31 protein-coding genes and 2 pseudogenes are annotated in these 25,026 nt (G+C 39.4%); all 33 read right to left on the reverse strand.

Features of this window, described 5'->3' with window-relative positions; genetic code table 11:
* Positions 1 to 99: 99 nt before the first annotated feature.
* A pseudogene (locus tag HGJ91_RS11285) lies at positions 100 to 261 on the reverse strand (YwbE family protein); the annotation flags it as partial.
* Positions 262 to 357: 96 nt separating this feature from the next.
* Complete coding sequence (locus tag HGJ91_RS11290; protein WP_291347853.1) at positions 358 to 1,194, reverse strand: HD domain-containing protein; 837 nt, start codon at positions 1,192 to 1,194, stop codon at positions 358 to 360.
* A 151-nt stretch (positions 1,195 to 1,345) separates the two neighbouring features.
* Complete coding sequence (locus HGJ91_RS11295; RefSeq protein ID WP_291347854.1) at positions 1,346 to 1,714, reverse strand: 4Fe-4S binding protein; 369 nt, start codon at positions 1,712 to 1,714, stop codon at positions 1,346 to 1,348.
* A gap of 178 nt (positions 1,715 to 1,892) precedes the next feature.
* Positions 1,893 to 2,174: a helix-turn-helix transcriptional regulator gene (locus HGJ91_RS11300; RefSeq protein WP_291347855.1), complete on the reverse strand. Its 282-nt coding sequence runs from the start codon at positions 2,172 to 2,174 to the stop codon at positions 1,893 to 1,895.
* Between the two features lie 2 nt (positions 2,175 to 2,176).
* Positions 2,177 to 2,527: a type II toxin-antitoxin system RelE/ParE family toxin gene (locus HGJ91_RS11305; protein ID WP_291347856.1), complete on the reverse strand. Its 351-nt coding sequence runs from the start codon at positions 2,525 to 2,527 to the stop codon at positions 2,177 to 2,179.
* 135 nt (positions 2,528 to 2,662) lie between these two features.
* Positions 2,663 to 3,679 carry a DUF4365 domain-containing protein gene (locus HGJ91_RS11310; protein WP_291347857.1) on the reverse strand — a complete coding sequence of 339 codons (1,017 nt, stop codon included), beginning with the start codon at positions 3,677 to 3,679 and terminating at the stop codon, positions 2,663 to 2,665.
* A gap of 254 nt (positions 3,680 to 3,933) precedes the next feature.
* Positions 3,934 to 4,287 (reverse strand): TraR/DksA family transcriptional regulator, encoded by a 354-nt coding sequence (locus HGJ91_RS11315; RefSeq protein WP_291347858.1) that lies wholly within the window; start codon positions 4,285 to 4,287, stop codon positions 3,934 to 3,936.
* Between the two features lie 62 nt (positions 4,288 to 4,349).
* Positions 4,350 to 5,771 (reverse strand): DEAD/DEAH box helicase, encoded by a 1,422-nt coding sequence (locus HGJ91_RS11320; RefSeq protein ID WP_291347859.1) that lies wholly within the window; start codon positions 5,769 to 5,771, stop codon positions 4,350 to 4,352.
* 59 nt (positions 5,772 to 5,830) lie between these two features.
* Entirely contained in the window at positions 5,831 to 6,352 is a 522-nt protein-coding gene (locus HGJ91_RS11325) for a tetratricopeptide repeat protein (RefSeq protein ID WP_291347860.1), read from the reverse strand.
* A gap of 154 nt (positions 6,353 to 6,506) precedes the next feature.
* Positions 6,507 to 8,279 (reverse strand): fatty acyl-AMP ligase, encoded by a 1,773-nt coding sequence (locus HGJ91_RS11330; RefSeq protein WP_291347893.1) that lies wholly within the window; start codon positions 8,277 to 8,279, stop codon positions 6,507 to 6,509.
* 106 nt (positions 8,280 to 8,385) lie between these two features.
* Entirely contained in the window at positions 8,386 to 9,699 is a 1,314-nt protein-coding gene (locus HGJ91_RS11335; protein WP_291347861.1) for a tetratricopeptide repeat protein, read from the reverse strand.
* A 78-nt stretch (positions 9,700 to 9,777) separates the two neighbouring features.
* Positions 9,778 to 10,413, reverse strand: coding sequence for a pyridoxal-phosphate dependent enzyme (locus HGJ91_RS11340; RefSeq protein WP_291347863.1), 636 nt, complete (start codon positions 10,411 to 10,413; stop codon positions 9,778 to 9,780).
* Positions 10,414 to 10,518: 105 nt separating this feature from the next.
* Complete coding sequence (locus HGJ91_RS11345; RefSeq protein ID WP_291347864.1) at positions 10,519 to 11,055, reverse strand: cyclic nucleotide-binding domain-containing protein; 537 nt, start codon at positions 11,053 to 11,055, stop codon at positions 10,519 to 10,521.
* Positions 11,056 to 11,416: 361 nt separating this feature from the next.
* On the reverse strand, positions 11,417 to 11,593 hold the full coding sequence (locus tag HGJ91_RS11350; protein WP_291347865.1) for a type II toxin-antitoxin system RelE/ParE family toxin: 177 nt from the start codon (positions 11,591 to 11,593) through the stop codon (positions 11,417 to 11,419).
* Entirely contained in the window at positions 11,560 to 11,760 is a 201-nt protein-coding gene (locus HGJ91_RS11355) for a hypothetical protein (RefSeq protein ID WP_291347866.1), read from the reverse strand. The genes HGJ91_RS11350 and HGJ91_RS11355 overlap by 34 nt, the downstream gene beginning before the upstream one ends.
* A complete protein-coding gene (locus tag HGJ91_RS16535) occupies positions 11,717 to 11,833 on the reverse strand; it encodes a DUF4215 domain-containing protein (RefSeq protein ID WP_367142600.1) in 117 nt (38 codons plus the stop codon). The genes HGJ91_RS11355 and HGJ91_RS16535 overlap by 44 nt, the downstream gene beginning before the upstream one ends.
* Positions 11,787 to 12,032 carry a hypothetical protein gene (locus HGJ91_RS11360; RefSeq protein ID WP_291347867.1) on the reverse strand — a complete coding sequence of 82 codons (246 nt, stop codon included), beginning with the start codon at positions 12,030 to 12,032 and terminating at the stop codon, positions 11,787 to 11,789. Before HGJ91_RS11360 ends, HGJ91_RS16535 begins: the two co-directional genes overlap by 47 nt.
* A gap of 84 nt (positions 12,033 to 12,116) precedes the next feature.
* Complete coding sequence (locus tag HGJ91_RS11365; protein WP_291347868.1) at positions 12,117 to 13,283, reverse strand: ATP-binding protein; 1,167 nt, start codon at positions 13,281 to 13,283, stop codon at positions 12,117 to 12,119.
* Between the two features lie 189 nt (positions 13,284 to 13,472).
* Positions 13,473 to 14,720, reverse strand: coding sequence for a type II toxin-antitoxin system HipA family toxin (locus HGJ91_RS11370; protein ID WP_291347869.1), 1,248 nt, complete (start codon positions 14,718 to 14,720; stop codon positions 13,473 to 13,475).
* Positions 14,721 to 14,722: 2 nt separating this feature from the next.
* Positions 14,723 to 14,953 (reverse strand): helix-turn-helix transcriptional regulator, encoded by a 231-nt coding sequence (locus HGJ91_RS11375; protein ID WP_291347870.1) that lies wholly within the window; start codon positions 14,951 to 14,953, stop codon positions 14,723 to 14,725.
* Between the two features lie 203 nt (positions 14,954 to 15,156).
* On the reverse strand, positions 15,157 to 15,678 hold the full coding sequence (locus tag HGJ91_RS11380) for a DUF6155 family protein (RefSeq protein WP_291347871.1): 522 nt from the start codon (positions 15,676 to 15,678) through the stop codon (positions 15,157 to 15,159).
* Between the two features lie 10 nt (positions 15,679 to 15,688).
* On the reverse strand, positions 15,689 to 17,044 hold the full coding sequence (locus HGJ91_RS11385) for a DEAD/DEAH box helicase (RefSeq protein ID WP_291347872.1): 1,356 nt from the start codon (positions 17,042 to 17,044) through the stop codon (positions 15,689 to 15,691).
* 39 nt (positions 17,045 to 17,083) lie between these two features.
* The gene (locus tag HGJ91_RS11390; protein WP_291347873.1) at positions 17,084 to 17,269 is read right to left on the reverse strand and encodes a Fic family protein; all 186 of its coding nucleotides are present in this window, start codon (positions 17,267 to 17,269) and stop codon (positions 17,084 to 17,086) included.
* Complete coding sequence (locus tag HGJ91_RS11395; RefSeq protein WP_291347874.1) at positions 17,269 to 17,988, reverse strand: PaeR7I family type II restriction endonuclease; 720 nt, start codon at positions 17,986 to 17,988, stop codon at positions 17,269 to 17,271. The genes HGJ91_RS11390 and HGJ91_RS11395 overlap by 1 nt, the downstream gene beginning before the upstream one ends.
* A 1-nt stretch (position 17,989) precedes the next feature.
* A complete protein-coding gene (locus tag HGJ91_RS11400) occupies positions 17,990 to 18,961 on the reverse strand; it encodes a site-specific DNA-methyltransferase (protein ID WP_291347875.1) in 972 nt (323 codons plus the stop codon).
* Between the two features lie 378 nt (positions 18,962 to 19,339).
* Entirely contained in the window at positions 19,340 to 19,615 is a 276-nt protein-coding gene (locus tag HGJ91_RS11405; RefSeq protein ID WP_291347876.1) for a helix-turn-helix transcriptional regulator, read from the reverse strand.
* Positions 19,612 to 19,962, reverse strand: coding sequence for a type II toxin-antitoxin system RelE/ParE family toxin (locus HGJ91_RS11410; protein WP_291347877.1), 351 nt, complete (start codon positions 19,960 to 19,962; stop codon positions 19,612 to 19,614). Before HGJ91_RS11410 ends, HGJ91_RS11405 begins: the two co-directional genes overlap by 4 nt.
* A gap of 186 nt (positions 19,963 to 20,148) precedes the next feature.
* Positions 20,149 to 20,760 carry a DUF3883 domain-containing protein gene (locus HGJ91_RS11415; protein WP_291347878.1) on the reverse strand — a complete coding sequence of 204 codons (612 nt, stop codon included), beginning with the start codon at positions 20,758 to 20,760 and terminating at the stop codon, positions 20,149 to 20,151.
* Between the two features lie 192 nt (positions 20,761 to 20,952).
* Positions 20,953 to 21,975 carry a hypothetical protein gene (locus tag HGJ91_RS11420; protein ID WP_291347879.1) on the reverse strand — a complete coding sequence of 341 codons (1,023 nt, stop codon included), beginning with the start codon at positions 21,973 to 21,975 and terminating at the stop codon, positions 20,953 to 20,955.
* A 34-nt stretch (positions 21,976 to 22,009) separates the two neighbouring features.
* Positions 22,010 to 22,342 (reverse strand): leucine zipper domain-containing protein, encoded by a 333-nt coding sequence (locus HGJ91_RS16540; protein ID WP_367142601.1) that lies wholly within the window; start codon positions 22,340 to 22,342, stop codon positions 22,010 to 22,012.
* A 586-nt stretch (positions 22,343 to 22,928) separates the two neighbouring features.
* Positions 22,929 to 23,831, reverse strand: a pseudogene (locus HGJ91_RS16545) (DDE-type integrase/transposase/recombinase); the annotation flags it as partial.
* A gap of 79 nt (positions 23,832 to 23,910) precedes the next feature.
* A complete protein-coding gene (locus HGJ91_RS11430; protein WP_291347881.1) occupies positions 23,911 to 24,630 on the reverse strand; it encodes a PIN-like domain-containing protein in 720 nt (239 codons plus the stop codon).
* Positions 24,631 to 24,723: 93 nt separating this feature from the next.
* Positions 24,724 to 25,026, reverse strand: coding sequence for a hypothetical protein (locus tag HGJ91_RS11435; protein WP_291347883.1), 303 nt, complete (start codon positions 25,024 to 25,026; stop codon positions 24,724 to 24,726).

Here is a 25,026-nt window from a genome sequence, read left to right on the forward strand (position 1 = left end):
AAAAATTGCAAGATGGTCTCAATTTGGTTAATTTTTTTATATATCAACCAACATGTCTAATAAATTGGACTTACTATCTGTGATTCAGCCATATAAAATTTAATTATGAATAATCTTTACCCTTCCCACCAAATCGTTTTCTAAACGGACTTTGATTCCATGGGGATGGGAAGGAGATTTGGTCAGAAGAGTTTTTACAATACCTTCGGTAAGAATTCCTGTTCTTTGATCCTTTTTTAATACAATGGAAACTTTTAAACCAAGCCATTGGGTCTTATGGCCTGTTTTTGGGGAGGGTTACAACGGTCCTGCCCGCACCGCATTCTCGGCGGCGGAGCCGCCGAGAACGTTAAACATCTACGGCTTGACCGTAGCATGTTCATTGTTGAGATTTTGTTTTTCAAGATAGGCAAAAACCATATTCGAGATCAGACGAATTTCTTTTGACGGCGGCAGTGCTTCAAAAATCATTTCCAGGTAACGCCTGGACTGGACAGCCTTAAACGCCGGTCTGAAGTTCAGATCAAATATCCATCCGATTTGCAGTAGTTTAAGATCGTTCAACGAACTGATTTGGTTGATATCAACTATGGTCTGGTTCATCAGGCACTTTGAAACGGTCTTGGAAATTCCAGGTATGTCCGGGAGGTCCAGTTCAATGGTTTTATTCCGGCCCCTGTCTTTTTGGCAGTAATAGTCAGTGACCACACGCCATATGTCGAGTTTATCCGCATCCCGCAACAGCTTGGAAAAAAAGAGGCAGATCGGTGTTTCTTTTGGCGGGAGTACGGCCCGGTTATGGTAAAGAATAATTCTGAACACCAGACTTTTCAATGATTTTTCCAGAAAGTTGAGCCCCTTCAATTTTTTTAAAGCCTTGACCCCCAGGATGGCGTGGTTTTCTGATTGTCTGTCCATGAACGTCTGGTACCGGGCATATTGTTCAAACCGGCCGATATCATGGAACAAAGCGGTGATTTGTGCCAGACAAAGCTGTTTTTCCCCAAGTCCCAATTCTGTTCCCAGGAATATGATTTCCTGGTATACCCGTTTGGTGTGTGTCTCTTTCAAGACAATATTTTCTATGTCACTGCCATGTTTATATGAGTCAACAACGGATTGAAACCGTTTTTTACAGGTTTCCACCTGTTCAGGGCTGATATGGGGCTTAAAATGAGAGAGGTCAGGCAGCATTGCACTCAGAACAGTGGATCGTCTTATTGTTTATTGAATTCAAGATTTTTCTACCCTGGGAAAAAAGAATGCTTGAAAGCCTCTCGTGGTATCCCCCCCCCTGCCGTCCCCTGTAACAGCCATGTTATAAAAAACTATTTCCCGTCTTGGTTTAGTCTGCGTATTCCGTATTCTGCAGAATCCCAAGTTGCTCAATGGTTCTTTCTGCAACCTTTTTATTTTTAGCAAAAAAGCGTTGCAGACGATCGATAAGCTGTTTTTGTTTTGTCTTATCATTGGAATAATATTCATGCGATAGCAACTTTTTTGCCCAAGCTAAATTAGATTGCACTTCTTCAGGGATTCGTTCTCCGTCATGACGAACTGCATCATCTGGGCATACATCGTGACAAACCCCACATCGTATGCACTCGTCTTCTTTTATAAAGGCAATGTCTTCTTCCATCGAAATTGCCTCGACAGAACATTCATCGACGCATGTTTGGCATCCCGTACACAATTCTTTATTTATCCATGGCATTTGGGGTTATCTCCCTTTTTTAATTCTATTTACATTTTTTATAACACAAAAATAACCGGTGAAATCCGGTGAATTTTTAAGTTGGGGTTTTTAAACATTCCAAATGTGCATAGGCTATTTTGTAAACCCCATTTTTTATTACAAACAAAAAAGGCACTGAGGTATTTATATTCGGGAACTAAGCAAATTGAAGCTTAAGCTTTTTACCAAGGGCTACAGCAACGTTTTCCAGAGTTAGAAGTGTTATTGAAGAATTTTTAGGATCCAGCAGTCTATCTACTGAAGAACGACTTGTTTTCATCATTTTAGCCAGAGCCGTTTTTGAAATATTACGTAATTCCATTTCCTGCCGGATCTGATAAGCAAGTATGCGTTTTAAAGCCATTGCTTCAGCTTCTGCCATCAAACCTTCCTCCTGAAGAAAATCATCGAAACTACTTCCAATATGTTTATCTTTCATCTTTAATCCTCCTGATACTGTTTCAATCGTGAAAGAGCTGTTTTTAGCTCGTTCTTAGGAATTTTCTGCGATTTCTTAATAAACCCGTGTAATAGGATCATGATATTTCCGTCAACAGTGAATAAAACTCTGGCAATTCCATTTGGAACCTTTGATCTTACTTCCCATAAAAAAGGTTTTATTTTTTCAACCAAAGGCATGCCAAGAGGCCATCCAAACTGAACTGTTTTAATATCTTCCCCAATTGCTTTCTTGTGTGCCAGGGACAATAATTTAAGCCATTTTCTAACAGGTTCAGCCCCTGAACTGGTTTTATAAAAATGAACTTTTAATTTTATGTCATCATAATCCATATGCAAAGTGTACCAAAATTGGTGCGATTGTCAAATTTTTTATTTGTTGAGTATAATATCAAGCATTCTGCAAAGATAAATAGCCATAGGGCCTTCATCGACTTAAGGCTTTTACTATTCTATGATATTTGTAATTTAACAGTTTATTTCATCAACTAAATCCAAATAATCATAACCATCAAAATCATCAAAAAATTTCATTTCAATATTTTGGGTTTCATTTTCATATTCATCCCAATAGTATCGAGCAAACCAATCCGACTCAACAAAAGTTAAAGGTCTTTTTTTTAAATGGACAAATAAGTGAGGGAATTTTCTGGAAAAATAGAAGGCTTGATGTTTTACTACTAATAGATTTGCAATTCTTGTTGCTTCTCTATAATCGCTAGCGAAATCAATAATCATTTCTTTAATTAATTTATATGAAAATTGTAGAGACCCCTGAGCCTCACCTTTTTTCAGATATTTTAAATGCTCTTTATACCAGTAAGTTATAGGTTTTGGTCGTTTGTTATATAAATGTTTTGAAAGTAAATAATAATTTTCGTAGTGCTGAAGCAATAGGTACTGAATTGTTGTAGAACATGCTTTGGTGTCAGGCCTTCGCCTACAAATAAGACAAAAAGGACCAAAAGAAGTGAAAGACATTAGTGATTTTTCGATTGCAGATTCAATTCCCGGCCATTTTTTTTCGCGAGAATAAGTCAAGTTAAAAGCTAATAGACCTATTTTATTAAAATTATCCTCTTTCTTGATTCTTACTGAAGTTGTCTTGTTTTCTCCTTTAAATCGTCCCTCTCTATTTTGTGCGTCTATGCTTGCCCAATACGGAGTTTGAGTTTTAATACAAACTACAATAGTAAACACAGGAACCGGCAAGTTATTCCAGTAGTTTATTGTGGCTCTCTTGATACCGGAAAATGTATATTTCCCGTTAGAATTAAATTTAATTTCAGTTTTTCCCTTAACTTGAATTGCTACTAACTTACCTGTTACTTTTCTGTCTTTTCCCACTATTTCAATGTAAAGATCTATCCCATAATCTCGCTCTGTCATTTCTCTTACAATCCATTCTTCTGGCAAAGAGTATGTTAAAATTTCGACTGCCCTCCTTTCTATTGTGTGCGTAATATTTCTTATAGGAAATTCCATATATCCTTTATTGTGCTGTAAATACCTGAACTTTAGGAGCATTAACTAAACTAAACACCTGCAAAAGCAATTCTAACGTTGCCCTTCACCAGTGGAAACGGAGCGATAGCGGAGTTTCCATCTGTGTGCAAGAGCATTGTTGGGTAATATTTAAAGGAGGTTTAACTTGCTCTCCAGTTTTTTTTGGTCACATCTTGATTAGTGTGTTAACCTGTATAACGCCGTATTTAATTACTAATCAAGACCCCCATTGCTTAGATTTCACCCGTGCTGAGTTTCTCTGCACACCCCACACAGAGGGAGGCTTCGGGCATGATCATCAGTCGTTTATGGGGAATGGGTTCATCGCAGTTCAGGCAAAATCCGAAATCAGGAGTCTCAATAGAGTCAAGAGCCTTTTTAAGGGCTTTGAGGGTAAGTTTTGATTTTGCCAGAGAAGCCTCATTAATACTTCTGCTGTTAATGGCCTCCATTCGTGTCAGCCTGCCAATGGCATTATCCGGTGACACTGGTTTTGACAAGTCACCAAAGGTTTCAACGTTCTTTTTCAGGGCCTTCATTTTTCCAATGATGGCCTGTTTGATCTCTTGTTTCTGGTCTGGATTCATTGACTTTCAGTGGCCCTTATTCTTCTCTTGATTCATAGGCAGCCGGATTCACAATATCAAATTCAACGTTTGCCCTTAAAACCGCCTTTTTTGGAGGAACGGCCCGAAGGCAGTCCTGACCGCCGGGATCCGGAGTCCCCGTTTCCCCCTTTTTTCTTTCGGGTATTGGTTTTGAGTTCGGACTCAGCCCGGGACTTTTTTTCACCTGATTTTCTTGATCTTGATTTCTCTGGTCTGGATTTTGACAATTTCTTCTGGGACTTGCGACCATTGACAATCTCTTTTGTCTTCTTGTCAGCCTTTCTTTTACTGGCTTCATCATTGGGCCGCAGCAGAACAAAATCAGGCACCGTACCGCCATGGGTAAACCCGTTGACCTCCTGCCTGAGGATTTTCTGATCCAGCAATTTTTCAATGGCTTTAAGCTGGGGTTTTTCATTGTTGCTGACCAGGGAGATAGCAATCCCACGGACCCCAGCCCGACCGGTACGTCCGATACGGTGGATATAATCTTCAGCAGCCCCGGGCATGTCATAGTTGACCACATGAGGCAAATTGGTGATATCCAGGCCCCTGGCTGCCACATCTGTGGCCACAAGGATACGAATTTCCCCGTTCTTAAATTCCTTCAGGGTCCGTGTCCTGAAGGACTGGCTCTTGTTCCCATGGAGAGCGGCCGCTAAAATCTTTTTGTCTGCCAATTTTTCAGTGAGCTTGTTTGCACCGTGTTTGGTACGGACAAAAACCAGGGCCTGGGTCCACCCATCCTGAATAATCAGATGAATGAGCAGGGCCCGTTTGTCTGTCTGCTCCACCAGATGCACCTTCTGTTCAATGTCTTCTGCCGCCTTTCTGTCCGGGGCCACCTCAATATATTTTGGGTTGTCCAGCATAATCTTTGCCAGATCCCGGATCTCCTGGGTATAGGTGGCGGAAAAAAGCATGGTTCTGCGGTCTTCAGGCACCAGGACAAGGACCTGGGAAATCTCCTCTTTAAACCCCAGGTCCAGCATTCTGTCTGCCTCGTCAAAAACTAGAAACTCGATGTGAGACAGGTTCAAGGACCTGTGCCTGGCAATATCCAGCAACCGGCCCGGTGTGGCCACAAGAATATCAATCCCCCGCTTGAGTCGATCAATCTGGGGGTCGATGTTCACCCCGCCGTAGACCACGGTGCACCGGATGGACACCCGTCTGCCATATGCTTTGAAACTCTCTCCCACCTGGAGGGCAAGTTCCCGGGTGGGGGCCAGGACAAGGACCCTGGGATACCTTTTATTCACCGGTTCACGGCTGAGCATATCAACCAGAGGAAGGGCAAAGGCATCTGTCTTCCCCGTTCCTGTCTGGGCACGGGCAAGGACATCCCGGCCCTTGAGTATCACGGGAATCACCCGGGTCTGAATGGGGGTTGGCTCAGTATACCCCTTGGATTTAACCGCTTTAAGCAGATCAGCCCTGAGGCCGAGTTCATCAAATGACATATAATATCCTGAATTTTCTCTTAATTTATCGAATCAATACCAGAGCACTTATACCACGCTTATGAAAAAATGTCCCGCATCTGTTTTTTGACTTCGGCAACCAATTCTTGATGTCGATCATTATCAGGGTCTTCCGAAAGTGCTTTTTCCCCCCAATGAAGTGCATTTGGAAAATCCTTTTGCTGGCGGTAGTTTTCCGCAATAGCATACAGCACATGCTGCAACGGTGCATTCCTGCTTTCAGGCGGAATATCCAGTACCTTTTTGAAATCAGCTACGGCACCTTCGTGATTTTTTTTAACTGTATAACAACTTCCCCGGCCAATAAGGCTCTCCTCGTCGTACGGGTCCAATGTCAAAGCGTGCGAATAAAACAGAATCGCGGCGTCGATCCGTCCTTCGATTTCAGAAATTTTGCCCAGATAGAAATAAGGGTTATCACCATCCTCGTGACGATAGGCAGGGTCAATCTTGACAACTGCCTCAAATGCCCGGACAGCACCAATCCCGTCTGGTTTATTGAAACATTTTAAACCTTTATTAAACCAATCGGTCGCAGAAAGTGTACTATTTTTATCCATTATATTCCTTTCTATAATGCGTAGTCAGCACCGCATTCTCGGCGGCGGAGCCGCCGAGAACATTCAAAATAACCGGTATTACCCGGTTCATTTCGTTGTTGAGATTCAATCTTTTAAAAGGCCTTACCCTCGAAAAGTGTCGTTTCAAGGTGGGTCAGGCCGCCCCAAGGGACTGCTTTTCGTGAAGTACAGAAAGCGTTCCTTTTTTATAAAGTTGCTGATAGTAACCCCGCCGGGGTTTTCCGCTGGATGTTTTCTCAAGACTCCGGGGCTTTACGAACACCACTGATCGTGCAGACAGACCATGCCCCTTGGAAATAGCACCCTGGACGGTCATGACGGCAGATGTCCAAAACGCATCCCAAGACCCTTTTTCTTCACCCATGGAACTGCTCTCTTCATCCGGCATCTTTCGTTCATCCACTTCAGCAATAATAACAAGTTCCTCTACTCCGTTGACATGCTCGGAAACAGCCACACAGGAGCCTAATCGAACAGGAGCACCGGATCGCTGGATCGTGAGTTCAATGTCATTTGGGTAATGGTTTCGTCCAGCAATGATAATCAGATCTTTTAAACGGCCAGTCACATAAACTTCATCATCCATGACAAACCCCAAATCCCCTGAGCGCAGAAAGGTTCCCTCATCCGTGTCTGCAAGACATCCGCCAAACGTGGCTGAAGATTCCTCAGGCAGTTCCCAGTAACCTTTCGGCACGCTTTGGCCCTGTACCCAGAGTTCACCGATCTGGTTGGAACCGGACGGAGTAAACGTGACAGGATCCACAGCAATCACCTTGTGTCCGGAACCGGGAGCGCCGCAGCTGATGATATTTCGCCCGCCGGGTGCCTTATCGTCCAGGACACGAACCCTGTGCTTTTCCAGATCTGTAACACTCAGTCGAATCACCCTGGGAGAATCGGATAACGCCTTCATTCCAGCAACAAAAAGCACAGACTCAGCCATGCCATATGTAGGCATAAACGTCTGCGGACGGAATCCGTACGCCCCGAATTTCCTGACAAACGCATCCATTGTCTGCTCAAGGACAGGCTCTCCGCCATTACCCGCTACGGTCCAGTGACTTAAGTCAATCCCCTCGCAGTCAGTCGGCTGAATCCGGCGTGCAGCATATTCGTAGCCAAAGTTTGGGCATGCGGTATTCGCTATCCTGTAGTGACTCATCGCCTTCAGCCAGCGTATCGGTTTTAAAAGAAAGTCCATAGGAGACATCAATGTGGACTCAAACCCATAATACACCGGACCCAGCACATGTCCGACCAGGCACAGATCGTGGTAATGGGGTGCCCACACCATGGCAGGTTTAGTTGATTTTACGCGCAGCATCTGCCCCATTACACGCAGATTCGCAACAGCATTGGCATGGCTGACCGCAACCCCTTTTGGATGACCGGTAGAACCTGAAGTAAACTGTAAATATGCAATATCATCCATTTCAATTTGGGGTCCAGAAACACCGGTTCCGGAAAAGTCAATATCGGCATGGTCAGCCACAGCTTTGAGTTGAACCGGCAGCTTGGCTCCAAACTTACCTGCCATTGCGACCAGCGGTGGATTGGTCAAAACGGTTGAGGCACCACTGACCTTTGCTGTGCTGATGATCCTTGCAAACGGGTTTTTGCTGTTGGGATTGGGAAGAGGAACAGGAACTGCCCGTGCCCCGGTAAGGAGGCAGCCGTAGAATGCTTTCACAAAATCGAGTCCCGGCGGAAAAGCGAGCAGTACACTTGAACCCGTAAGCCCTTGTTCAATAAGGTCTTGGGCCACTCCAGTACTATATTGATAGAGCTCAGAAAATGTCCACTCTTCAATTGGCCCATCCAAATTACCGTTACTCATAAATCGAAAAGACAGGTCATCTGCATTTTTTGTGGCCCGGTCCTTCAGAAAATCGACTATTGTCATATTAATCAAGAGAAACACCCCCATGTTATTTTTTTCACTGAGACAAGTACGAATCTTACATTTTTAAAAATAATTTTCCCACTATATTTTCAGTCTATTAGCTTGGTCATTCCTCTTTTTCCCTCTTTATTGCAACAATCAATAATCCCTTGACCGGATTTCCCGACTGATTCCTGACATCTGCTTTGTTAATTTCTATTAGTTGTAATCCATGCCGTTTCAGGCACTTCTGGATATATGTCTGTGAATGGGCATAGCGGCCGCTGGGAAAAAGTTGGTAATCCGCGCTGTTGTCTTTCAATTTTTCTACTGAAAATGCCATTTTCCCTCCGTTAACAAGATATGAAGATGCGGATCTGATGATTGTATCCAAGTTTCCAAAATATACAAAAACGTCAGAGCTGTATATCAGATCAAATTTTTCAGGAAAAACCCAATCCTGAAGTATGTCAAAAACCTCAAGTCGGTTGTAGATTTTCTTTTCATAGGCCTTTTTGAGCATCTTTGACGATACATCAACACCTGTCAGGCTATTTGCAAAAGGTTGATAGAGATGAGCGCCCAGACCAGTACCGCAGCCAAGATCCAGAATAGTCATCTTTTCAGTCAAATAGGGGCGCACAAGATTAAATAGAAGTTCAGGAGTTTTATATTCCAACTCTTCAACCAGGATAGTTTCAAAATTTTCAGCACACTGATCAAAAATACTACGTACATGTTCCACCGGCGCGGCATCAGGTGTTTCAGTACCCCCTATGCTTTGGAGCATGAATTTTGCTGCTTTATTGTCCGGCTGTATTTCAAGCACCTTGTTGTAGTGTTCTTCAGCTTCCATGAACTGTTCGAACTTTTGAAGAGAAATACCAAGATTTAAGTGAGGGGATGCATAGTCTGGCTGTATCTCAATGGCCTTTCTATATGAGTTTAAAGCGGTTTCAGTCAGATTGAGCTCATCCTGTGCCACGCCAAGATTATTCCAAGCCTCTGCCATTTGAGGAGCGAACCTTACTGCCGCCCGAAAACTGGATATAGCATCATCCGGCTTCCCGATTTCCCGGTATGCTACACCCAGATTATTCCATACTATACCAACATTAGGCTGCTCATTTAGCATAACCTTGTAAATAATTATGGCTCCTTGATGATCATTCTCCAGTTGTTTCAGCCTTCCCAAACTATAGCATGCTGGTAAATCAGGAGGGTTGAGATTGGCAGCTTTTTCAAATATAGTTTTGGCCTTATCCGGCCGATCTTGGTCCAGAAATAGCGTTCCAAGTGCATTTAGCACCTGTCCCCAGTCAGGCCTTTTTTTCAATATTTCCTGGTAGCCTTTTTTGGCTTCAGAAAACTTACCTTCTCTGTGGGCCGAATTATATTTCTTGAAAATTTGTTCGAGATCGTCTTTTGTGTCCTTTCCCATATGTGAATTCTTTTTTGAGTTATGCAAAGTCATATGTTTATCTAACCTTTTTGCTTATAACGCCGAACTCAGCTTTTGTTATGTAACGTGCTGGCTCCATTCTTTCAACTGACCCATCGTCACACCAACACCGCCACAAACGATTACAACAACATTATGCTTGTCTTTTAAAAAGTCACATCCATCATAAACAGCCGATAAGCTAGCACCACAAGCTGGTTCAACCATTATTCTGTGGTCTTCAAGAAAACGGTAACATCCATTTATAGCATCTTTATCAGTCACTATGTGATTTACAATCTGGTGTTCATTAAGTAGTTCAAATGCCCGCTTAGCAACTTTCTTGGCACCTAGTGAGGTCGCTATACTGTTAATCCTATCAATACCAACATGTTTATTTGCCAAGGATGCCGCATTTAACGAATCTGCCCCCTTTGTTTCGACGGCCAATATTGGAACACTTTTCCAGTTATTTCGATTCACCCCCTTGACAACTCCGCATAGGAGCCCACCTCCACCAACAGACAAAACCAATGCATCCGGTACTATTCCGGCACTGGATATTTCATCAATGATGGAAGCATACCCAATTCCTCTGGCTTTGAAAGAACCACAGGGTTGTAGTGCTTCCATTTTAAGCCATACGGTTGCGTCTAATTCCTTGTTGATAGATAAAGACTCAATCAATGGTGTATCAATATGTAACCTTGTCATTTAATTCCCTCGTTGCTACATAACTTTGAAAATAACCGTAAACACCCGGTTCATTTTGAGTTAACATATTGAATTTACTTGAATCTGCTTGGTCCCCATTTCCATTCATATTATGGTTTTTACATCAAAAGCTTCTACCCATGCTTCAATCAGCTTATCTGTACGCTTTTGGAAGTGATGCCAAATAACCTCATTTATCTTTCGCATGAAAATATAACCTAGTGCAGTATCTTTATCGAATATGGTGTTGAGGTCATCTGCCAAGATGTTAAAAAGCCGGCTATGTGTCGTACAACGAGCAGTCGCAGTCAATCGACCACCAACCACAAACGATGACCAGCCAAAAACCTCGCCAGGTCCGACGGAGTCAATGACTATAGTTTTTTTCACGATCTCATGTTGGGTTTGGATCGATTCCTCATATTGGATTTCTTTTGTCACTATCTCGTCCTCATGAACAATATACAATTCTACTTCTCCATCTATAACCCCGTAAAAATTCATGGCAACTTCATCTTGGTTGAAAATTACATCGTTTGGTTTAAATTCTAAAGAATCACAATTTTTGGCAATTAGTGCAAGTTTGTCCGAGGAAATGTCTGAAAAAATATCAAATCCTTTTAGTATATTCGTATCTAACATAACACTCTCCTTAATATTAAATATTTATGCTTTCAAGGATGGCCCTATTGCCTTGTTCCAAAACTTGTTTTCTTAATTTAATCAATTTATTATAACTGAAATTCGGGATGGGAAGATGTTTCTCAATCCCTTTTCTCAAACATAAGGCATACGGATTGATTGTGAGGCAATATATAACTTGCCAATATACGCCTATTCAAAAGTTTCTGAAAAGAAACATATCCAGATGAAATATACACTTTTCAAGTTTCATATATCTTGTTTATACTACAAAAATAACCAAGTTTGTGATGTAATATTCAAAAATTAAGATATCATCAACAAAAAAATGCTACGGACCGATATTTGTGTTTCGTTAAGATTATGAAATTTTTAGGGATTGAACGAAAAAATAACCGGTCACACCCGGTTCATTTTTTTTCTTTTTTTGAGTCTTCTTTTGAAAAGCATGAGTTAAAATAATAATTTCATAACCATCAAAAAAACAGAGGATCCCGGTTCCGCCTAGGCCACCCCCACCAGTTCGGAGTCGCGGCAATCAAGCGTGACATTGTTGCCTGTGACACGAATGGCGCCATCTCTGCCTGGATCACGAAGGTTGTAGTTGTCCGCACACAATCGGGTGTCTTGGGTAATCGTTAAGTTATTTTCTGGCTGAACACTATTCCTGTTCCTGGCACTGGTGGCATCCGTCGTAAGGATCATTATTGCCGTCGTCACACCTTTCACCTTCATGATAATCCAGTACACCATCTCCACAGTATGCCTGTGCCGTTATAGCGAAAGGGCCCTATATGCGTGTACTTTTTGCCATTGATCTCGTATTGGATCATTTCAGCCCCTTTGCAACCCCGTGTTAAGGTTTTAGAAAAACTGATACCGGGTATGCCCACTATTAATAGAATGAGAAAAATGACAAAAAAATTAATAAAAAGAAACTTTTGCCGGACACAATTTGAATCCTTTAATTTAGTCATAGATCTGCTCCTGTTTATTCAAACGTTATGTATTGCAAAACGACCTAAATCTGCGGCTTGTCCGTATGTATTTGTTGTAATCCTTTACGCTGATATTTCTCCAAAATTTTTCCAGCTCAAAACTTTTGCTGCGGTTCTTCTATAATTTTTTAATCCACCATATATTAAAAATTGGTTTTCATTTGAAAGTTTACTCAAATTTCCAAAATACTTTAACCCTTTAAAAAAATCGGAATTGATTGTTTCCCCGGATTTAATTTCAATCGCTTTGAAATTTTCTCCTTCTTCAAGCAGCAAATCAATTTCATGCCCCGTGTTATCTCTCCAAAAAAAAGCATTAGGAACTAAACCGGCATGATAACGCATTTTAATATACTCCATAACGATATATGATTCGAATATATTGCCGCGAAGATAATGAGAATTCAACTGAATAGGACTCTGAATGTCGAGCAGAGAACATAGTAAGCCTGTGTCAAAAAAGTAAAGTTTGCTCTGTTTTACTAAGCGCTTGTTAAAGTTTTTATAATGAGGTTTTAGAAGATAAACAATAAAGCTGGCCTCAAGAATAGATATCCACGACGAAACCGTCTTATAATTTATACCAAGCTCGTTTCCAATACTCGAAAAATTAATCAATTGCCCTATCCTTCCAGCACATAATTTGATAAATCTTTGAAAAGTACTGAGATTGCCAATATTTTTTATACTTCTGACATCACGCTCAATGTAAGTTTGGATATAGGAAGGATAGTAATCTTGTGGTTGAATATCCCTGTCATAGAGGACAGGGTAGGACCCGGTAAAAAGAGTTTTATCAAGACTTTTTTGAGCATGTCCTGCTTGATCAAGTTCGGAGAGTCCAAATGGCATTAAATGGAACACGGCAACTCTACCTGCAAGAGATTGAGTTATTTTTTCCAGTAAAAGAAAATTCTGGGAACCCGTCAAAATGAATTTTCCCATCTGTTTAGACTCATCAACAATACCTTGAAGATAAGAAAAGAGTTCGGGAAGCTTTTGGGCCTCATCAACAATTACGCCTTTTGATGAGTATGCCTTTAAAAAACGTAGTGGATCTTCCCGAACCGCATATAGATCATTTAGGTTTTCCAGATTAATATATTCATAGTTGGGAAATAGCCAACGTACAAGTGTTGTCTTCCCAGACTGTCTGGGACCGGTTAAGGTAATTATCGGGAAACCCTTTGTTATTGACATTATTTTTTTGCTTAAGATTCTGTCTATCATTTTATATCAGTCTCTTTTCAAGCGATAAATAATACTGCTATTATATTCTTACAATTCAGGAATGTCAATTCTAAATTGTAAGAATAAGGCCTTTATTAGACCAAAGAACCGTATCTCGATAATTTAAAAAGTTTAGGCAGTGAACATAAACATCTACGGCATGTCCGTCAGCATGTTTATGTTAAAAAATTATTCAAATTGCCTGAGCGTTCTATGAGTTCTTGCCTTTATAGTTGTTATAATTTCATCTAATATGCGGTCTCTTTGATATTTGCCGATGAAGCTTGCATAAGTGCTGTCAATTTTATTGATTAATTTAAGACAAAAATCTGATAGTCGTTTCTGAAGGACTGGATTGCTTATTTTTATTTCCATTGCAAATCTTTCCCAATGTTTTTCCATAATCCATTCAGGTCTGTTTTCTCCTCCTATTTTCATGGCAAGTTTCTGTGACAGATCTTCATAGATATTTGTACACATCATGTCATAAAAAGGTGCTAACCGGATCTGTTTTGCCTGATACATAAAAGATAAATTTTTTGCATGCGCATCCATGTTACCAATTAAAAAATTAAAAAATACCCATTGCAGCAGCTGCTGAAAATCTTTAATCGGGTTTGCAGAATACTTTCGAACGAGATTAAAACATGCTTCCAGTCCCGGACCTCCATCAGCCTGATATTTTAGTTCATGGGAAAGCCCCATTGCCTGACAAAAATCTTCCTGATGAAGCCGATTGAGGACATCATTATTCAAAATTCTGTCATACCTTTTGATCAACAAAACCTTTTGAGAGTCTTTTCGCACAATTAAAACAGGTGGAACATTTAAATCGACAGCGTTGGCAAGCATCATACAAAAACACTCATTTTCAATGGAAGCCTGAAAATAAGCCATGGCCGGTTTTAAGATAACGTTGCTTGGCGCACCATTCGTCGGGATATAAAATTCAGGATCTTTAAAGAAAAGTGCCAGTTTTTCCTGTGCGCCTGCAAGGGATATCCGAATCCCTTCCTGACCTGCAAGTAAAGGCCGTCTTGGGATATGCATTATTAGATCGGCTATTTGTTTGTCTGATAATGAATTGTATATGTATTGATCGGGGGATTCAGGTACTTCCGACTCAGGCAGAGTTGATATCGCTCCGGCGCATTCACCTCCAATACGTTTAAGAAGCATAAAATCATTTTTATCTGAAATTCCGAGCTGTTTCGAAATTAATTTTCTGACAGCAGATTCCGGCAACAAATTAGAAAAAAAAGATTTTACTTTATCATGAAAAAAAATATCTTCCTGCATGGGTAAAGAAATGGATATTTGGAAAGCATCAGGTGAAGTCAGCCAATTCTTGGAGTATTCAAATGAAAATTTCCGCTTGTCATTGATCCTCAGGGAACCGACTATTATTTGTCCAAAAAAAATATTCAAAGTTTCCAAAATCAGATATCTCCACGGTTTATGAGATGGAGTTCAAGACCAAGGCTGTGCAATAATTCAAATACTTTGCCAAGTTGTGCGGTTGGTTTACCCTTTTCAAGCTCTATGATAAATTTCCTGCCAACATCAGCAAACTCAGAGATTTCTTTTTGAGTTAGTTTAAGATGTTTACGCTTTTTGAAAATATATTGCCCCAATTCTTCAGGACTGCTGATTTTTATATAAGGTTTCAATTTGGTCTCCATATAAAAGTTTCCGATCAGATACTTTTAACAGTTCTATAAAAGAAATACAACAAAAAGTTTCCGATCAGAAACTTTTTAGACTCTTGTTGAATTTTGCCTATAAAAGTAACCGATCGAAAACTTTAAAATTTAACATGAAAATCTGCGGCTTGTCCGGCAGCATGTTCGTTGTTAGATAAAGTTTTTAATAGTTATGAGCGCGGGAAATAAAAATGATATAAATAACCAAGCTGATCATGAAATCCCCAGCCAATACCGTCTGTATCATCCACAATCTTTTTGCACCGAGTCTGAAAATTCTTTCCAAGATTGTGCTTTTGGACGAATTTTAGTATGCTTTCAAACATGGATTCCATAGAGTTGTAGAACCTTTCATCAATATCTCCATAGTCACAAGTGAATTCAACACCATTCTCCACATAAAACATCATTATGTCTGCAATATCGTTTTGGGACTTACTAACCTTTTTAAATTCACTGACCGCTTTTTTGGCAATTGACAACCTCAGTTTCGGTTCACCCCTTTGGGGATAAAATTCATTTTTAACTTGCTGTTTATATTTTTCAAGAATCGAACGCTTCAAACCCTGAGAAAATTTTAAAGACAGATAATCCTTTGAGAAAGAATTCATTTTAAAAAGAAACGATATTTCACTAATTAATTCTTTTTTTGTCAATTCCGCAAGATGCTTTTCCAATTCACGGATATTCATCCATTGTACCTCAATAGCTATTCTCAATATCAATGCTTTGGATTAGTTCATCTGCTATACTGCTGCTTTCAAGTCGCATGATACTTTCTTCAGAGTATCCGAAACTTAAAAGGTTAATGCTTCCATACCAGGTGGTTTTTCTATCAATAATATTAGTCGGTGCATCAGGAAATATTGTTGCTTTTGCTTTGTAACCGATTGAAGCATATCCTTTCAACCGTTTTCCATACATTTTTTCAAGCATTTTTACATGAAGGTCAACATAATCGTATATCTGCACATCCTTCTTATTTTCACATAACCGGTGCAGCCTGCCAGCGTACTGATGTAGCGTACCTTTCCAGGCAATCGGCATGGCTAAAAATAATGTATCCAGCCGGGGTTCGTCAAATCCTTCGCCAATATAACTGCCCGTGGCAATCAGCACAAATGGTTCCGTATTTGCAATGGTATCAATCTTTTCCATTACTTGGGCTGTTTTTTTAACGCCCATACCGCCAGTCAGGCAAATAACATTGGGTATCTTGTTTTTAAGCTTTTCCCCCAATTCTTCCACATGGGCAACCCAGCCGGTTAAAATAAGAGTTTTTCGTCCTTTTTTGTAGCAGTCCAAGGCATCATCTATGATTAACTGATTTCTGATTTCATCTGATATCAGATTGGTTTTGATTTCCTGAAGGGACAATTCCCTTTCATCCTCACCAGGCAATGTTTTAAAGGATGTGAATCTTGGGACTAGACAGTGATCAAAAGGTCTTTTTTCAGCCTGTTCTTTTGGGTCCACTGAAAATCGTACCGGGCCGCAATAAAAGAAAATAATCGGATGGTGCCCGTCGGGTCTGGCAGGTGTTGCTGTCAGGCCATAAATGTATTTTGCTGGAGCATTTTTTAATATTTGTTCAAAAGTAACAGCCGGGACATGATGGCATTCGTCTATAATAATCATTCCATAATTTTTTACGGATTCTTTGACAATCCCATCGACATTCATTGACTGCATGATGGCCACATCAACGATTGAGCTTAGCCGGTCTTTACCGGCAGCCATGTGACCGATTAAATTTTGCTCCCTTTTTCGACCTCTTTTTTGTGGGAGCTTTGGAAGGGGTTCATTGATGATGAGAAATTGTTCTAATCTTTCTCTCCACTGAGAAAGCAACTGCTGCCGATGCACCAATACCAGCGTATTCACTTTTTTTATACTGATCAGTTTTGCGCCAATGACGGTTTTCCCAAATGCTGTTGCAGCGGATAACACACCATTCTCATGTGCCGATAAAGCATCAAGAGCACTCTGTTGTGCATCCCGCAAAACCCCTCTGAATTCAATGTTAATCGTTTTTCCCGTATTTTTGCTTTCAGGCACTTGTTCTCTTCAAGCAGTGCTTCATATTTAATTTTTAATTTATCGTATTTGCTCGTCTTCATTTTCATCTGGATCACCTGACTTATCCGGGCCAGTGGAATAATATTTCTGATTCGGGCTTCTGGGGGTGTCCGGCATCATCTGAGCCAATATGCCTTCAGACAATATAGGTTGCAGAATTTTAGATCGAAAATATTCCCTGTGCTTCAACTCCAGGTGGGCCATTATCTCATCTTAGCAAAAGCCATAGCATGAGCACTCAAAGAAGTGGCAAATTTTTTAAAATTCACTTCTGCATTAGGTTCAGAGTATCCCCCATTCAGCCCATTACTCTTATCAGATAAGAGTAAACATGCAGCATCATATAGCCGTTCACGCACCAAACGCTCACAGAATAATTCATAACGTGCTGCATATGATGCATCTTTGAACTTCTCAAATACTTTGAAATGTGGTTCTAAAACACGCACAGGTGATTTCGACTTGGGAGCATCTTCCAGTAACATTAACCAACCCAACCATGGCTTTTGGGATGGTTTAAATGCACCCTCTCTGTATGCGGTCCATATATCAGTGGCACTTCCTAAAGCCTCTTCAACACGATTGTTGAAGTTGTTTCCAAAAGAAGGGCCAATATGGGATTTGAATTCAATGCTTGCTATCAACTCACCATCAATAACAGCCACTAAATCCCAATTTTTCGTTGGCCTGAAATATCCCGGTAAAACGGTTTTCTTTTTAAAGATTGAGTGATCTGGTAACCCAGCATCTTCCAGAATTGACCCAAGGAGATGAATGAAACCATCAAGTTGTGCACCACCTGTTACTGCACTTCTATTGCCAGCATCGCGTTTACCTGAAGTTGAGCCCTGGCTTTTATCCTGTTTTAGCCGAATTCTCCAAAAATGTTCTACAGCTTCTGCTACTTTATCTGAATATATCATATCATTTTATCGTCTTCGTAATTTTTGTTTGTGAGAATAAAGAATCTGTAGCCTTATGTATACGTCTCTCAGCTAATTCAAAATAGTGCGGATCAAGCTCAACACCTATACTATTTCTTCCCCATTTTGCGGCTGCTACTGTTGTTGTACCTGTACCCATAAAAGGGTCCAACACGGTATCACCTACAAAACTGAACATTCTTATCAAGCGTTCTGCAAGTTCTTCTGGATAAGGTGCTGGATGATTACGGGTAGATGCACCCGTAACTCCTGTCCAAATAGATTGAAACCATTGTTTGTGATTGTCATTGGAAATAATGGAAAGTACTCGGGTATCAACAGACGCTTTTCTATAACCACCATGCTTACGTTCCATCAGAATGTATTCAATATCATTCTTGATAACTCCATTTGGTTCATATGGTTTGCCAAGGAATCCGGCGCCATTACCACACGCTTCATAATTAGCATTAGCAATTTTGTACCATATGATTGGCGCAAGGTTATCATATCCTATTTGCCTGCAATGCTCTTGAATCGATGCATGAAGTGGAACAACAGTATGTCTTCCTTTGTTTTTTTTTCTTGAAAGACACACATCCCCAACAATACAGATCAATCTTCCTCCAGGAACTAATGACCGATGACAGTGTTTCCAAACCTTATCCAGTTCTATTAGAAAAAAGTCATAATCTTCAACATCCCCTAACTGGCCCTTATGATCTCGATACTTTTTTAGTGTCCAATATGGCGGAGAAGTAACCACTAAGTGAACAGATTTGTCTGGAATAAAAGATAATTTTCGGGAATCGGCTTGAAACAAATTGTGTTGTGAAGGTAGCTGCTGAACCACAGATTCAATTTGTTTTAGTAAGGTTTTGTCCTTAGCAATTCGAGGTATATCCGTTTGTGGATTTTCCAGATCGCGCACTGCTTCAGGTAAAAAAGCTGAATAATTTTGTTCTATACTCATTAACATAATGGTTTATTTATACATGGTTTCCAAAAAGAAAGCTACATTCATCTTTATCATTATGATGTGCTTAAAGCACTCAAAAGAATAGCAGTATTTTACCTGCCATTGTTCCTTTTTGCTAAAAGTTTTCTTTCTTTACGTTCAAGCTGTTTTTTCTTTTTTGCCATAATAATTTAAATTTTTTATAACGAGAACACCAAAATAACCGGTGAAACCCGGTTCATTTTATTGTTGAGATATTGTGGTTGATATAGAATTCTAAAACCACCTTTGGAATTATATTTCAAGAAGAGTGAGCCATAAGATCAAATTATAGGATTTAATCACCGAGGTTGGTTACAATTGGATGCCTGAAATCCTTGTTCTATTTATAAATCACGCAACTTCCAATCTTAACCTTTTCCCAAGCGCATTTGCAAATTTTTCCAAGGTTGATAATTTAATATCTTCGGCATGATTCTCAATTCTTGAAATCGCAGATTTTTTCGTGTTTAAACGAGAGGCTAATTCTTCTTGTGTTAGACCAGAAGCTTCTCTTGCCTGCTTCAGCATTACTCCGATTTTAAAATGTTCATATCCAGAATCAAAATCTTTTGCAAATTCCGGGTCCTTCTTTTTTCTTTTTTTTATATATTTTTGGAGATCACTCATAACTTTTTCCTCTTAAAATAGTCCTTCATGCGTTTCTCAGCAATTTTAATTGCCTGTCTGGGAGTTTTTTGAGTCTTCTTCTGAAAAGCATGAGTTAAAATAATAATTTCAGAACCATCAAAAAAGCAGAGGATTCGAAATATATTTGATCCAAAATTAACCCTGACTTCCCAAAGATTGTCTGTGTTAACCATTTTTTTTAAATATTTGGAAGGAACATTAATATGCTCTTCGACCAAATTCAAAACCCAGGCAACTTTTTTAGCCTGTTTTGCGGTTAAATTATCAAGGAACTCTTCAACCGGGCTTTTTCCAGACTCTGCCCTGTAAAAATTAATTTCTTTCATATAGCCTACATGTTAACACGCAAGTTAACTAAGTCAAGGAGAATATTCGATTAATTCTTTCTTCTAACAGCTCGATTTTCTTTGTCTCACACTCCCGGATTACATATACTTGCCATCCCATTTGGGCTAATTCTTTTTGAACCACCTTATCGCGCTTAATGTTTTGATTGAATTTATTCTGTTAAATCAGATGCGAGCTCTAAACTGAACAGCTTCAAGCTGACAAGATTTGTCAAGACTACCTTGTAGCATGAACAGCTTTGGATTTTTATGAAATGCAAAGACCCTATAAAGATTATAATTTGAAGAATTTTCCGTTGAGAATCCCAATTCATTTTTTGTAACAAAAAAAGGTGTGTCAATCCCATACCGTGTAGTTTTAACTTCGATAAAGCGATCATTTTCATTATCATCAAAGGAGCGAATATCGTACCCAGCCCAATCGCCCTTGGTTTCAGACACCTGTTCTATCCGATCCGCTAAATTAAATTTTTCGATAGATTCTAATCGGGTTTTTTCATATTTAAGGACAAACTTCTCCCCTGCTGATCCCAGGGAGATATTCGCAGCTTCTCTCTCAAGGTAATTTATCTTGAGTCGTGTACTTTTTTTTGCATTATAAGTTGCCAGATTTTCTCTGACACTCATTCCATAATCTTTTGAAGCTGGTGGATAAACAAGTGCTCTAAGGATATCATCCATGTTATGAAGGTCAGCACTTTTGTTAACATCTATTTCAATGGCTTTGATCAATTCCGGAAACGAATCAAGACAGGATGCGGTTATTTTTTTAAGCAATCCCTGATAATTACTTCGAGGTTTATATCCGGATATATATGGTAACCCTAAATCAATCATCACTGCACTAATATTTTGATGTTTAAATTCAATCGAGCCCATTGATCTATTTGCAAGCGTTTGAGAGAGGTTTTTGCGATGCTGGGTTTTATTAAATGGTCTTCCTTCAAGTTCAGATAATGTGCTGCATCCTTAATTATGACACAAATTCAAAGAAAAATTGGGTAACACATTTTTATTTTTTCGGATGGTAATCATACCATTTTTCTCCATCCATTTCCGACAGGCTATTCGCCATGCACAAGGATCAATTTTATCCATACCAGTTTTAAAAGATATTTCAAAGGCAAGATCCTTTATCCAGTCAAAAACCTCCTTTCTTTTACGTTTGTTGTATCGTAAACGATTGCCGTTAAAATATCTTTGACAAGCGTTTTCTCCTTTCAGGTTCCGTCTTGGTTTGTGATTCAAATCATGAGATCCTAACTCACCTAAAAGGACAGCCTCTTTTGGAGTACTGGCCTTATGTTTCAGATGTTGAACGTACGCTTTAAATTCACCCTGGGCGTGCTCAATTGCACCATTGTACTGGGCATAATATCCAGGACTATTGATCGGGATTACCATCTCTTCCTCTAATAGCTCATCAATTTTATGGCTATTAAAGTTACCGGCATTATCGCGTTTAAAAAATAATGGTGGACCAAATTCTTTAAAACAGGAGGATAAATGGTTTGCAACTTCGTTTCCACAAGGCATTTTCATTGTCATCAACGGTTTGAATTTATAAGTAGAATAAAGATCCTGCATATTTTGAACATGCATTTTAAAAAAATCAGTTGTGAGTTCACAACCATCCATGGCCCATGCCAAATCCGGATGTCTCCAGTTTAAATGCCATCGGCTATTAATTGATTGTTGGTTGGCGTCATGCCTTGCCTCCTGTATCAATTGATTTAACTCCCGGCGGGAGATACATGCACCGTATTTTAAATGCAAAATTCCAGTTTTACGAGTCCGTTTATGGCAATGTTCAAGCAAGCCGATCTCAGCTTGTAACTCTTTAAAGTCAAGCGGTAGAATTTTTTTAGGCCCCGGTTTTACAACAGGATTTTCTCCATGATCAACCCGGTATTTCCATCTCATGAAACTTGAATAACTAAAATTGCATAAAGCCACAACAGATTCTATGGATAATGAAAACTTCGTTCTCAATGTTCCGACCTCCTGGATTGTTTTTGTGATGGCCTTATTTTTTTTTGACCCGGTCGCCGGAACCAGGTTTTATTTCTGATAAAATGTCTTTCAGGGCCATTCTGCGATGCAACACCTCGTTCTGTTTCATGACCAGTTTTAATTTTTTCTCCAGGAGTTCTTGCTCCTTGCGCGGCTTTATCTCTGGACGGCCCGGCTGACGATCTGTGACACTGCCCAGCAAGGCTGTAAGGGCCTTCTTCTCCCATTTGTAATAGGTCTTTCGCGAGACCTTCAAGTCTCTGGCTGCCTGGGATGCCGTCATCAGGCCACAGTTCACTTTCATAATTAGTTCTACTCGTTTCATGGCCATTTCGGATTTGTCCATGGAAAGTTTCCTCAATTATTGTGATTTTTTCTTTTTGCTGTTCTGGATTTTTTTCAGGCGTTTTTGTAGTTTGTTGCCGGTTCCATTGAGTTTCTTCTCCATTAGCCGCACAAGGCGAGAACTTAAGGTCGCCTTGTGCTCTGCTCTGACCGGACTCAATGCTGTTAACATCCCTTCCATTGCCTGATTCTGCCATTTGTCCAATAACGTCCAGCTCACTGACATTTCCCGGCATATCTGTGTTGCTGTCCGACATTCTGTCCATACCGACAATACTGCTGTTACCTTCTCCTGTGGTTTGAATACCCTTCGGAGCCTCTTTATTTTTTTCATTATGTATATCCTTTTTAATATCATAAACAAGTTCTTTCTCGTTGGAGGCAGACAGATCATCGACCAGCATTCTGACTTTACCTTTTTCAGCCCGGATTACCACTGACTGATCACCCATACGTCCAACCATATAAAAAGGATCTGCCGGTTTACCCCTTAAAGCCAGCTCCAATGCATTTTCTTCAACACCCTGTTCCAAGGTTTTTTTAAGGGTATGCTGGATCTCAAAAAAACGATCACCAGGGCACAAACCACCAATGCCCTGGTGGGGCCTTTTGTAATTATAATATTTTATCCAGAAGGATAGTCGATCACGAGCTTCTTCATAAGAATTGAACTGAGCCTTTTGCAGAAATTCATTTAAAATAGATTTCCAGAACCTTTCGATTTTACCCAGTGTCATTGGATGGTGAGGACGGGAACGAATATGTTTTACACGATCCTTTTTTAGTTCTTTTTCAAACCGTGTAGTACCCCGCCAATTGGTATATTGCCTGCCATTATCCGTCAGCATTTCCTTGGGGACTCCATATTCGGCAACGCCAGTTCTGTAAGTTTCTATTACATTTACTGCAGTTTGGCTGCGATATAACCCAAGGCTTGTTATGTAGCGAGAGTAATCGTCCATATATCCAATTAAATAAGCGGCCTTACCTGCCAAACGAAAAGACATAATATCACTTTGCCATAACTGGTTTGGCCTGGCCCTTTCAAAAAACCTGGGCTTAGCAGGATTCTTCCTTGGTTTTCTTTTGGGTTTAGAGGACAATCCTTCAGCGGTTAGTGTTTTTCCAATGGTTTTAGGACTTGTTTTGATCAGAAAAAAACGTTTTAAGATATCTGATATTCTTTGAATGCCATATCCTGGATTGCTTTTTTTTACATCCACAATGACCTTTTTGATCCCGGGAGAAGTTCTGGAATTCCCCGATAACCTGACTTTGGACTTAAGTCCATCCTCTCCAAACTCTCGGTATCTTTTTGCCCATGTGCCAACGGTACTTTTGCCAACACCAAGCTCTTCATTCAGCAGGTCTGGGCTGTAGCCTTCTTCAAGATATAATTTGACTACCCTGAGACGGAACTCAAAGGTATAGGATTTAAGAGTTTTTTTACTTTTCTTTTTTCTGTTTTTTGATTTGTTTCGCTTGATCATTTGGGAACATCTCCTTTGAAATCTAAACTGATTTCTAAACTTTGGAGTGTTACCCTATTTCTTTAAAATTTTTGTCTCATTAATTGGTCAATAGCACATACTTCATCATTTCATGGAATATTATAAAATCACCATCTTCATTCTCGTTTTTTTGTTTTCCATCCATCATGCCAGGAAATACAATAGAAGCCTTTTCTTTTAAAAAAAGATATTTTTCTTTTATAAACGTAAGTTCTTTTTCAGTAATATTATTTACAATTTGGATTTTGCTGTATTCCTCAAGGAGGATATCATTGTATTTTATATTTTTATTTTGTTTTAAATTTTTATTGATTTCAATGTTCAATTTATCCTGTGTTTTTTCTAAGTCACTTTCTATTTCTTTCAGTTCTAAATAAATTTCGTCGTAATCTTCTAAGATAGATTTATTGGTATTAATGAAATTTGTAATTTTATTGGATTGTTTTTTTAATTCTTTCGGGACATCACTCACTACCTTTAAATAGTCTTCATTTATCACTTTTAATCGTGACTTTAAGAACTCATTTTTGATGTGTTCAGTTATATAAATATTATCTATATTTTCTTTTAAAAAAGTAAAAAAATTGTTTTTAACCTTATTGGATACTTTGTAGAATAACAATAATACATTCGTATCCAAAAAAATCGGATATTCCGTGAGTTTAGAAGCTTTATCAAAATTTTGAATGAATGAACTCAAGCACGTTTTTAACTGAGATATATCGCTTTTGCAATTTGAGTCAAACCAAAAATTTTCATTAATTTCACTGTTTTCCATACTCATAGCCCTTGATTATACTGAACTCTATAATCCGTTTGTTTTTACTCGCACCATTTTTATTCTTGGAATGAAACATGAGATCCTTGAGAATCATTTATTTTCCGACTCATTTGTATCATCAGAAGAATCTTTTTCACCTTCTATACTTTCGTTAAATGAATTTGTAATCTCATCTATTGTTTTTTGTATCAGTTGTAATTTTGGATTTTCAAATTCTGGTTTATCCAGAATTATTTTTTTCTTGTTATCGATTAGATGAGTTAATTTTTTTATATATTCTGAAAGATCAACATCTCCTGACGTTCCGATTTTAATTTCGTCATTGCCTTCAAAATTTAATTTCAAATAATGATTTTCTTCATCAATGTTCATTTCTACCGCTAACGTATTCAT

The sequence above is a fragment of the Desulfobacula sp. genome (genome assembly GCF_014237455.1).
Classification (GTDB): Bacteria; Desulfobacterota; Desulfobacteria; order Desulfobacterales; family Desulfobacteraceae; genus Desulfobacula.

Bases quoted from the DNA above. Each gene is read 5' to 3' on its own strand.
- HGJ91_RS11330 (WP_291347893.1), bottom strand. From the start codon at position 8,279: ATGACAATAGTCGATTTTCTGAAGGACCGGGCCACAAAAAATGCAGAT.
- HGJ91_RS11315 (WP_291347858.1), bottom strand. From the start codon at position 4,287: ATGAATCCAGACCAGAAACAAGAGATCAAACAGGCCATCATTGGAAAA.
- HGJ91_RS11340 (WP_291347863.1), bottom strand. From the start codon at position 10,413: ATGACAAGGTTACATATTGATACACCATTGATTGAGTCTTTATCTATC.
- HGJ91_RS16540 (WP_367142601.1), bottom strand. From the start codon at position 22,342: ATGGACAAATCCGAAATGGCCATGAAACGAGTAGAACTAATTATGAAA.
- HGJ91_RS11310 (WP_291347857.1), bottom strand. From the start codon at position 3,679: ATGGAATTTCCTATAAGAAATATTACGCACACAATAGAAAGGAGGGCA.
- HGJ91_RS11295 (WP_291347854.1), bottom strand. From the start codon at position 1,714: ATGCCATGGATAAATAAAGAATTGTGTACGGGATGCCAAACATGCGTC.
- HGJ91_RS11435 (WP_291347883.1), bottom strand. From the start codon at position 25,026: ATGAATACGTTAGCGGTAGAAATGAACATTGATGAAGAAAATCATTAT.
- HGJ91_RS11345 (WP_291347864.1), bottom strand. From the start codon at position 11,055: ATGTTAGATACGAATATACTAAAAGGATTTGATATTTTTTCAGACATT.
- HGJ91_RS11430 (WP_291347881.1), bottom strand. From the start codon at position 24,630: ATGGAAAACAGTGAAATTAATGAAAATTTTTGGTTTGACTCAAATTGC.
- HGJ91_RS11355 (WP_291347866.1), bottom strand. From the start codon at position 11,760: ATGATCCTTACGACGGATGCCACCAGTGCCAGGAACAGGAATAGTGTT.
- HGJ91_RS11405 (WP_291347876.1), bottom strand. From the start codon at position 19,615: ATGAGTGATCTCCAAAAATATATAAAAAAAAGAAAAAAGAAGGACCCG.
- HGJ91_RS11335 (WP_291347861.1), bottom strand. From the start codon at position 9,699: ATGGGAAAGGACACAAAAGACGATCTCGAACAAATTTTCAAGAAATAT.
- HGJ91_RS11305 (WP_291347856.1), bottom strand. From the start codon at position 2,527: ATGGATTATGATGACATAAAATTAAAAGTTCATTTTTATAAAACCAGT.
- HGJ91_RS11390 (WP_291347873.1), bottom strand. From the start codon at position 17,269: ATGGCCCACCTGGAGTTGAAGCACAGGGAATATTTTCGATCTAAAATT.
- HGJ91_RS11365 (WP_291347868.1), bottom strand. From the start codon at position 13,283: ATGATAGACAGAATCTTAAGCAAAAAAATAATGTCAATAACAAAGGGT.
- HGJ91_RS11410 (WP_291347877.1), bottom strand. From the start codon at position 19,962: ATGAAAGAAATTAATTTTTACAGGGCAGAGTCTGGAAAAAGCCCGGTT.
- HGJ91_RS11325 (WP_291347860.1), bottom strand. From the start codon at position 6,352: ATGGATAAAAATAGTACACTTTCTGCGACCGATTGGTTTAATAAAGGT.
- HGJ91_RS11360 (WP_291347867.1), bottom strand. From the start codon at position 12,032: ATGACTAAATTAAAGGATTCAAATTGTGTCCGGCAAAAGTTTCTTTTT.
- HGJ91_RS11300 (WP_291347855.1), bottom strand. From the start codon at position 2,174: ATGAAAGATAAACATATTGGAAGTAGTTTCGATGATTTTCTTCAGGAG.
- HGJ91_RS11290 (WP_291347853.1), bottom strand. From the start codon at position 1,194: ATGCTGCCTGACCTCTCTCATTTTAAGCCCCATATCAGCCCTGAACAG.
- HGJ91_RS11400 (WP_291347875.1), bottom strand. From the start codon at position 18,961: ATGAGTATAGAACAAAATTATTCAGCTTTTTTACCTGAAGCAGTGCGC.
- HGJ91_RS11320 (WP_291347859.1), bottom strand. From the start codon at position 5,771: ATGTCATTTGATGAACTCGGCCTCAGGGCTGATCTGCTTAAAGCGGTT.
- HGJ91_RS11395 (WP_291347874.1), bottom strand. From the start codon at position 17,988: ATGATATATTCAGATAAAGTAGCAGAAGCTGTAGAACATTTTTGGAGA.
- HGJ91_RS11380 (WP_291347871.1), bottom strand. From the start codon at position 15,678: ATGAATATCCGTGAATTGGAAAAGCATCTTGCGGAATTGACAAAAAAA.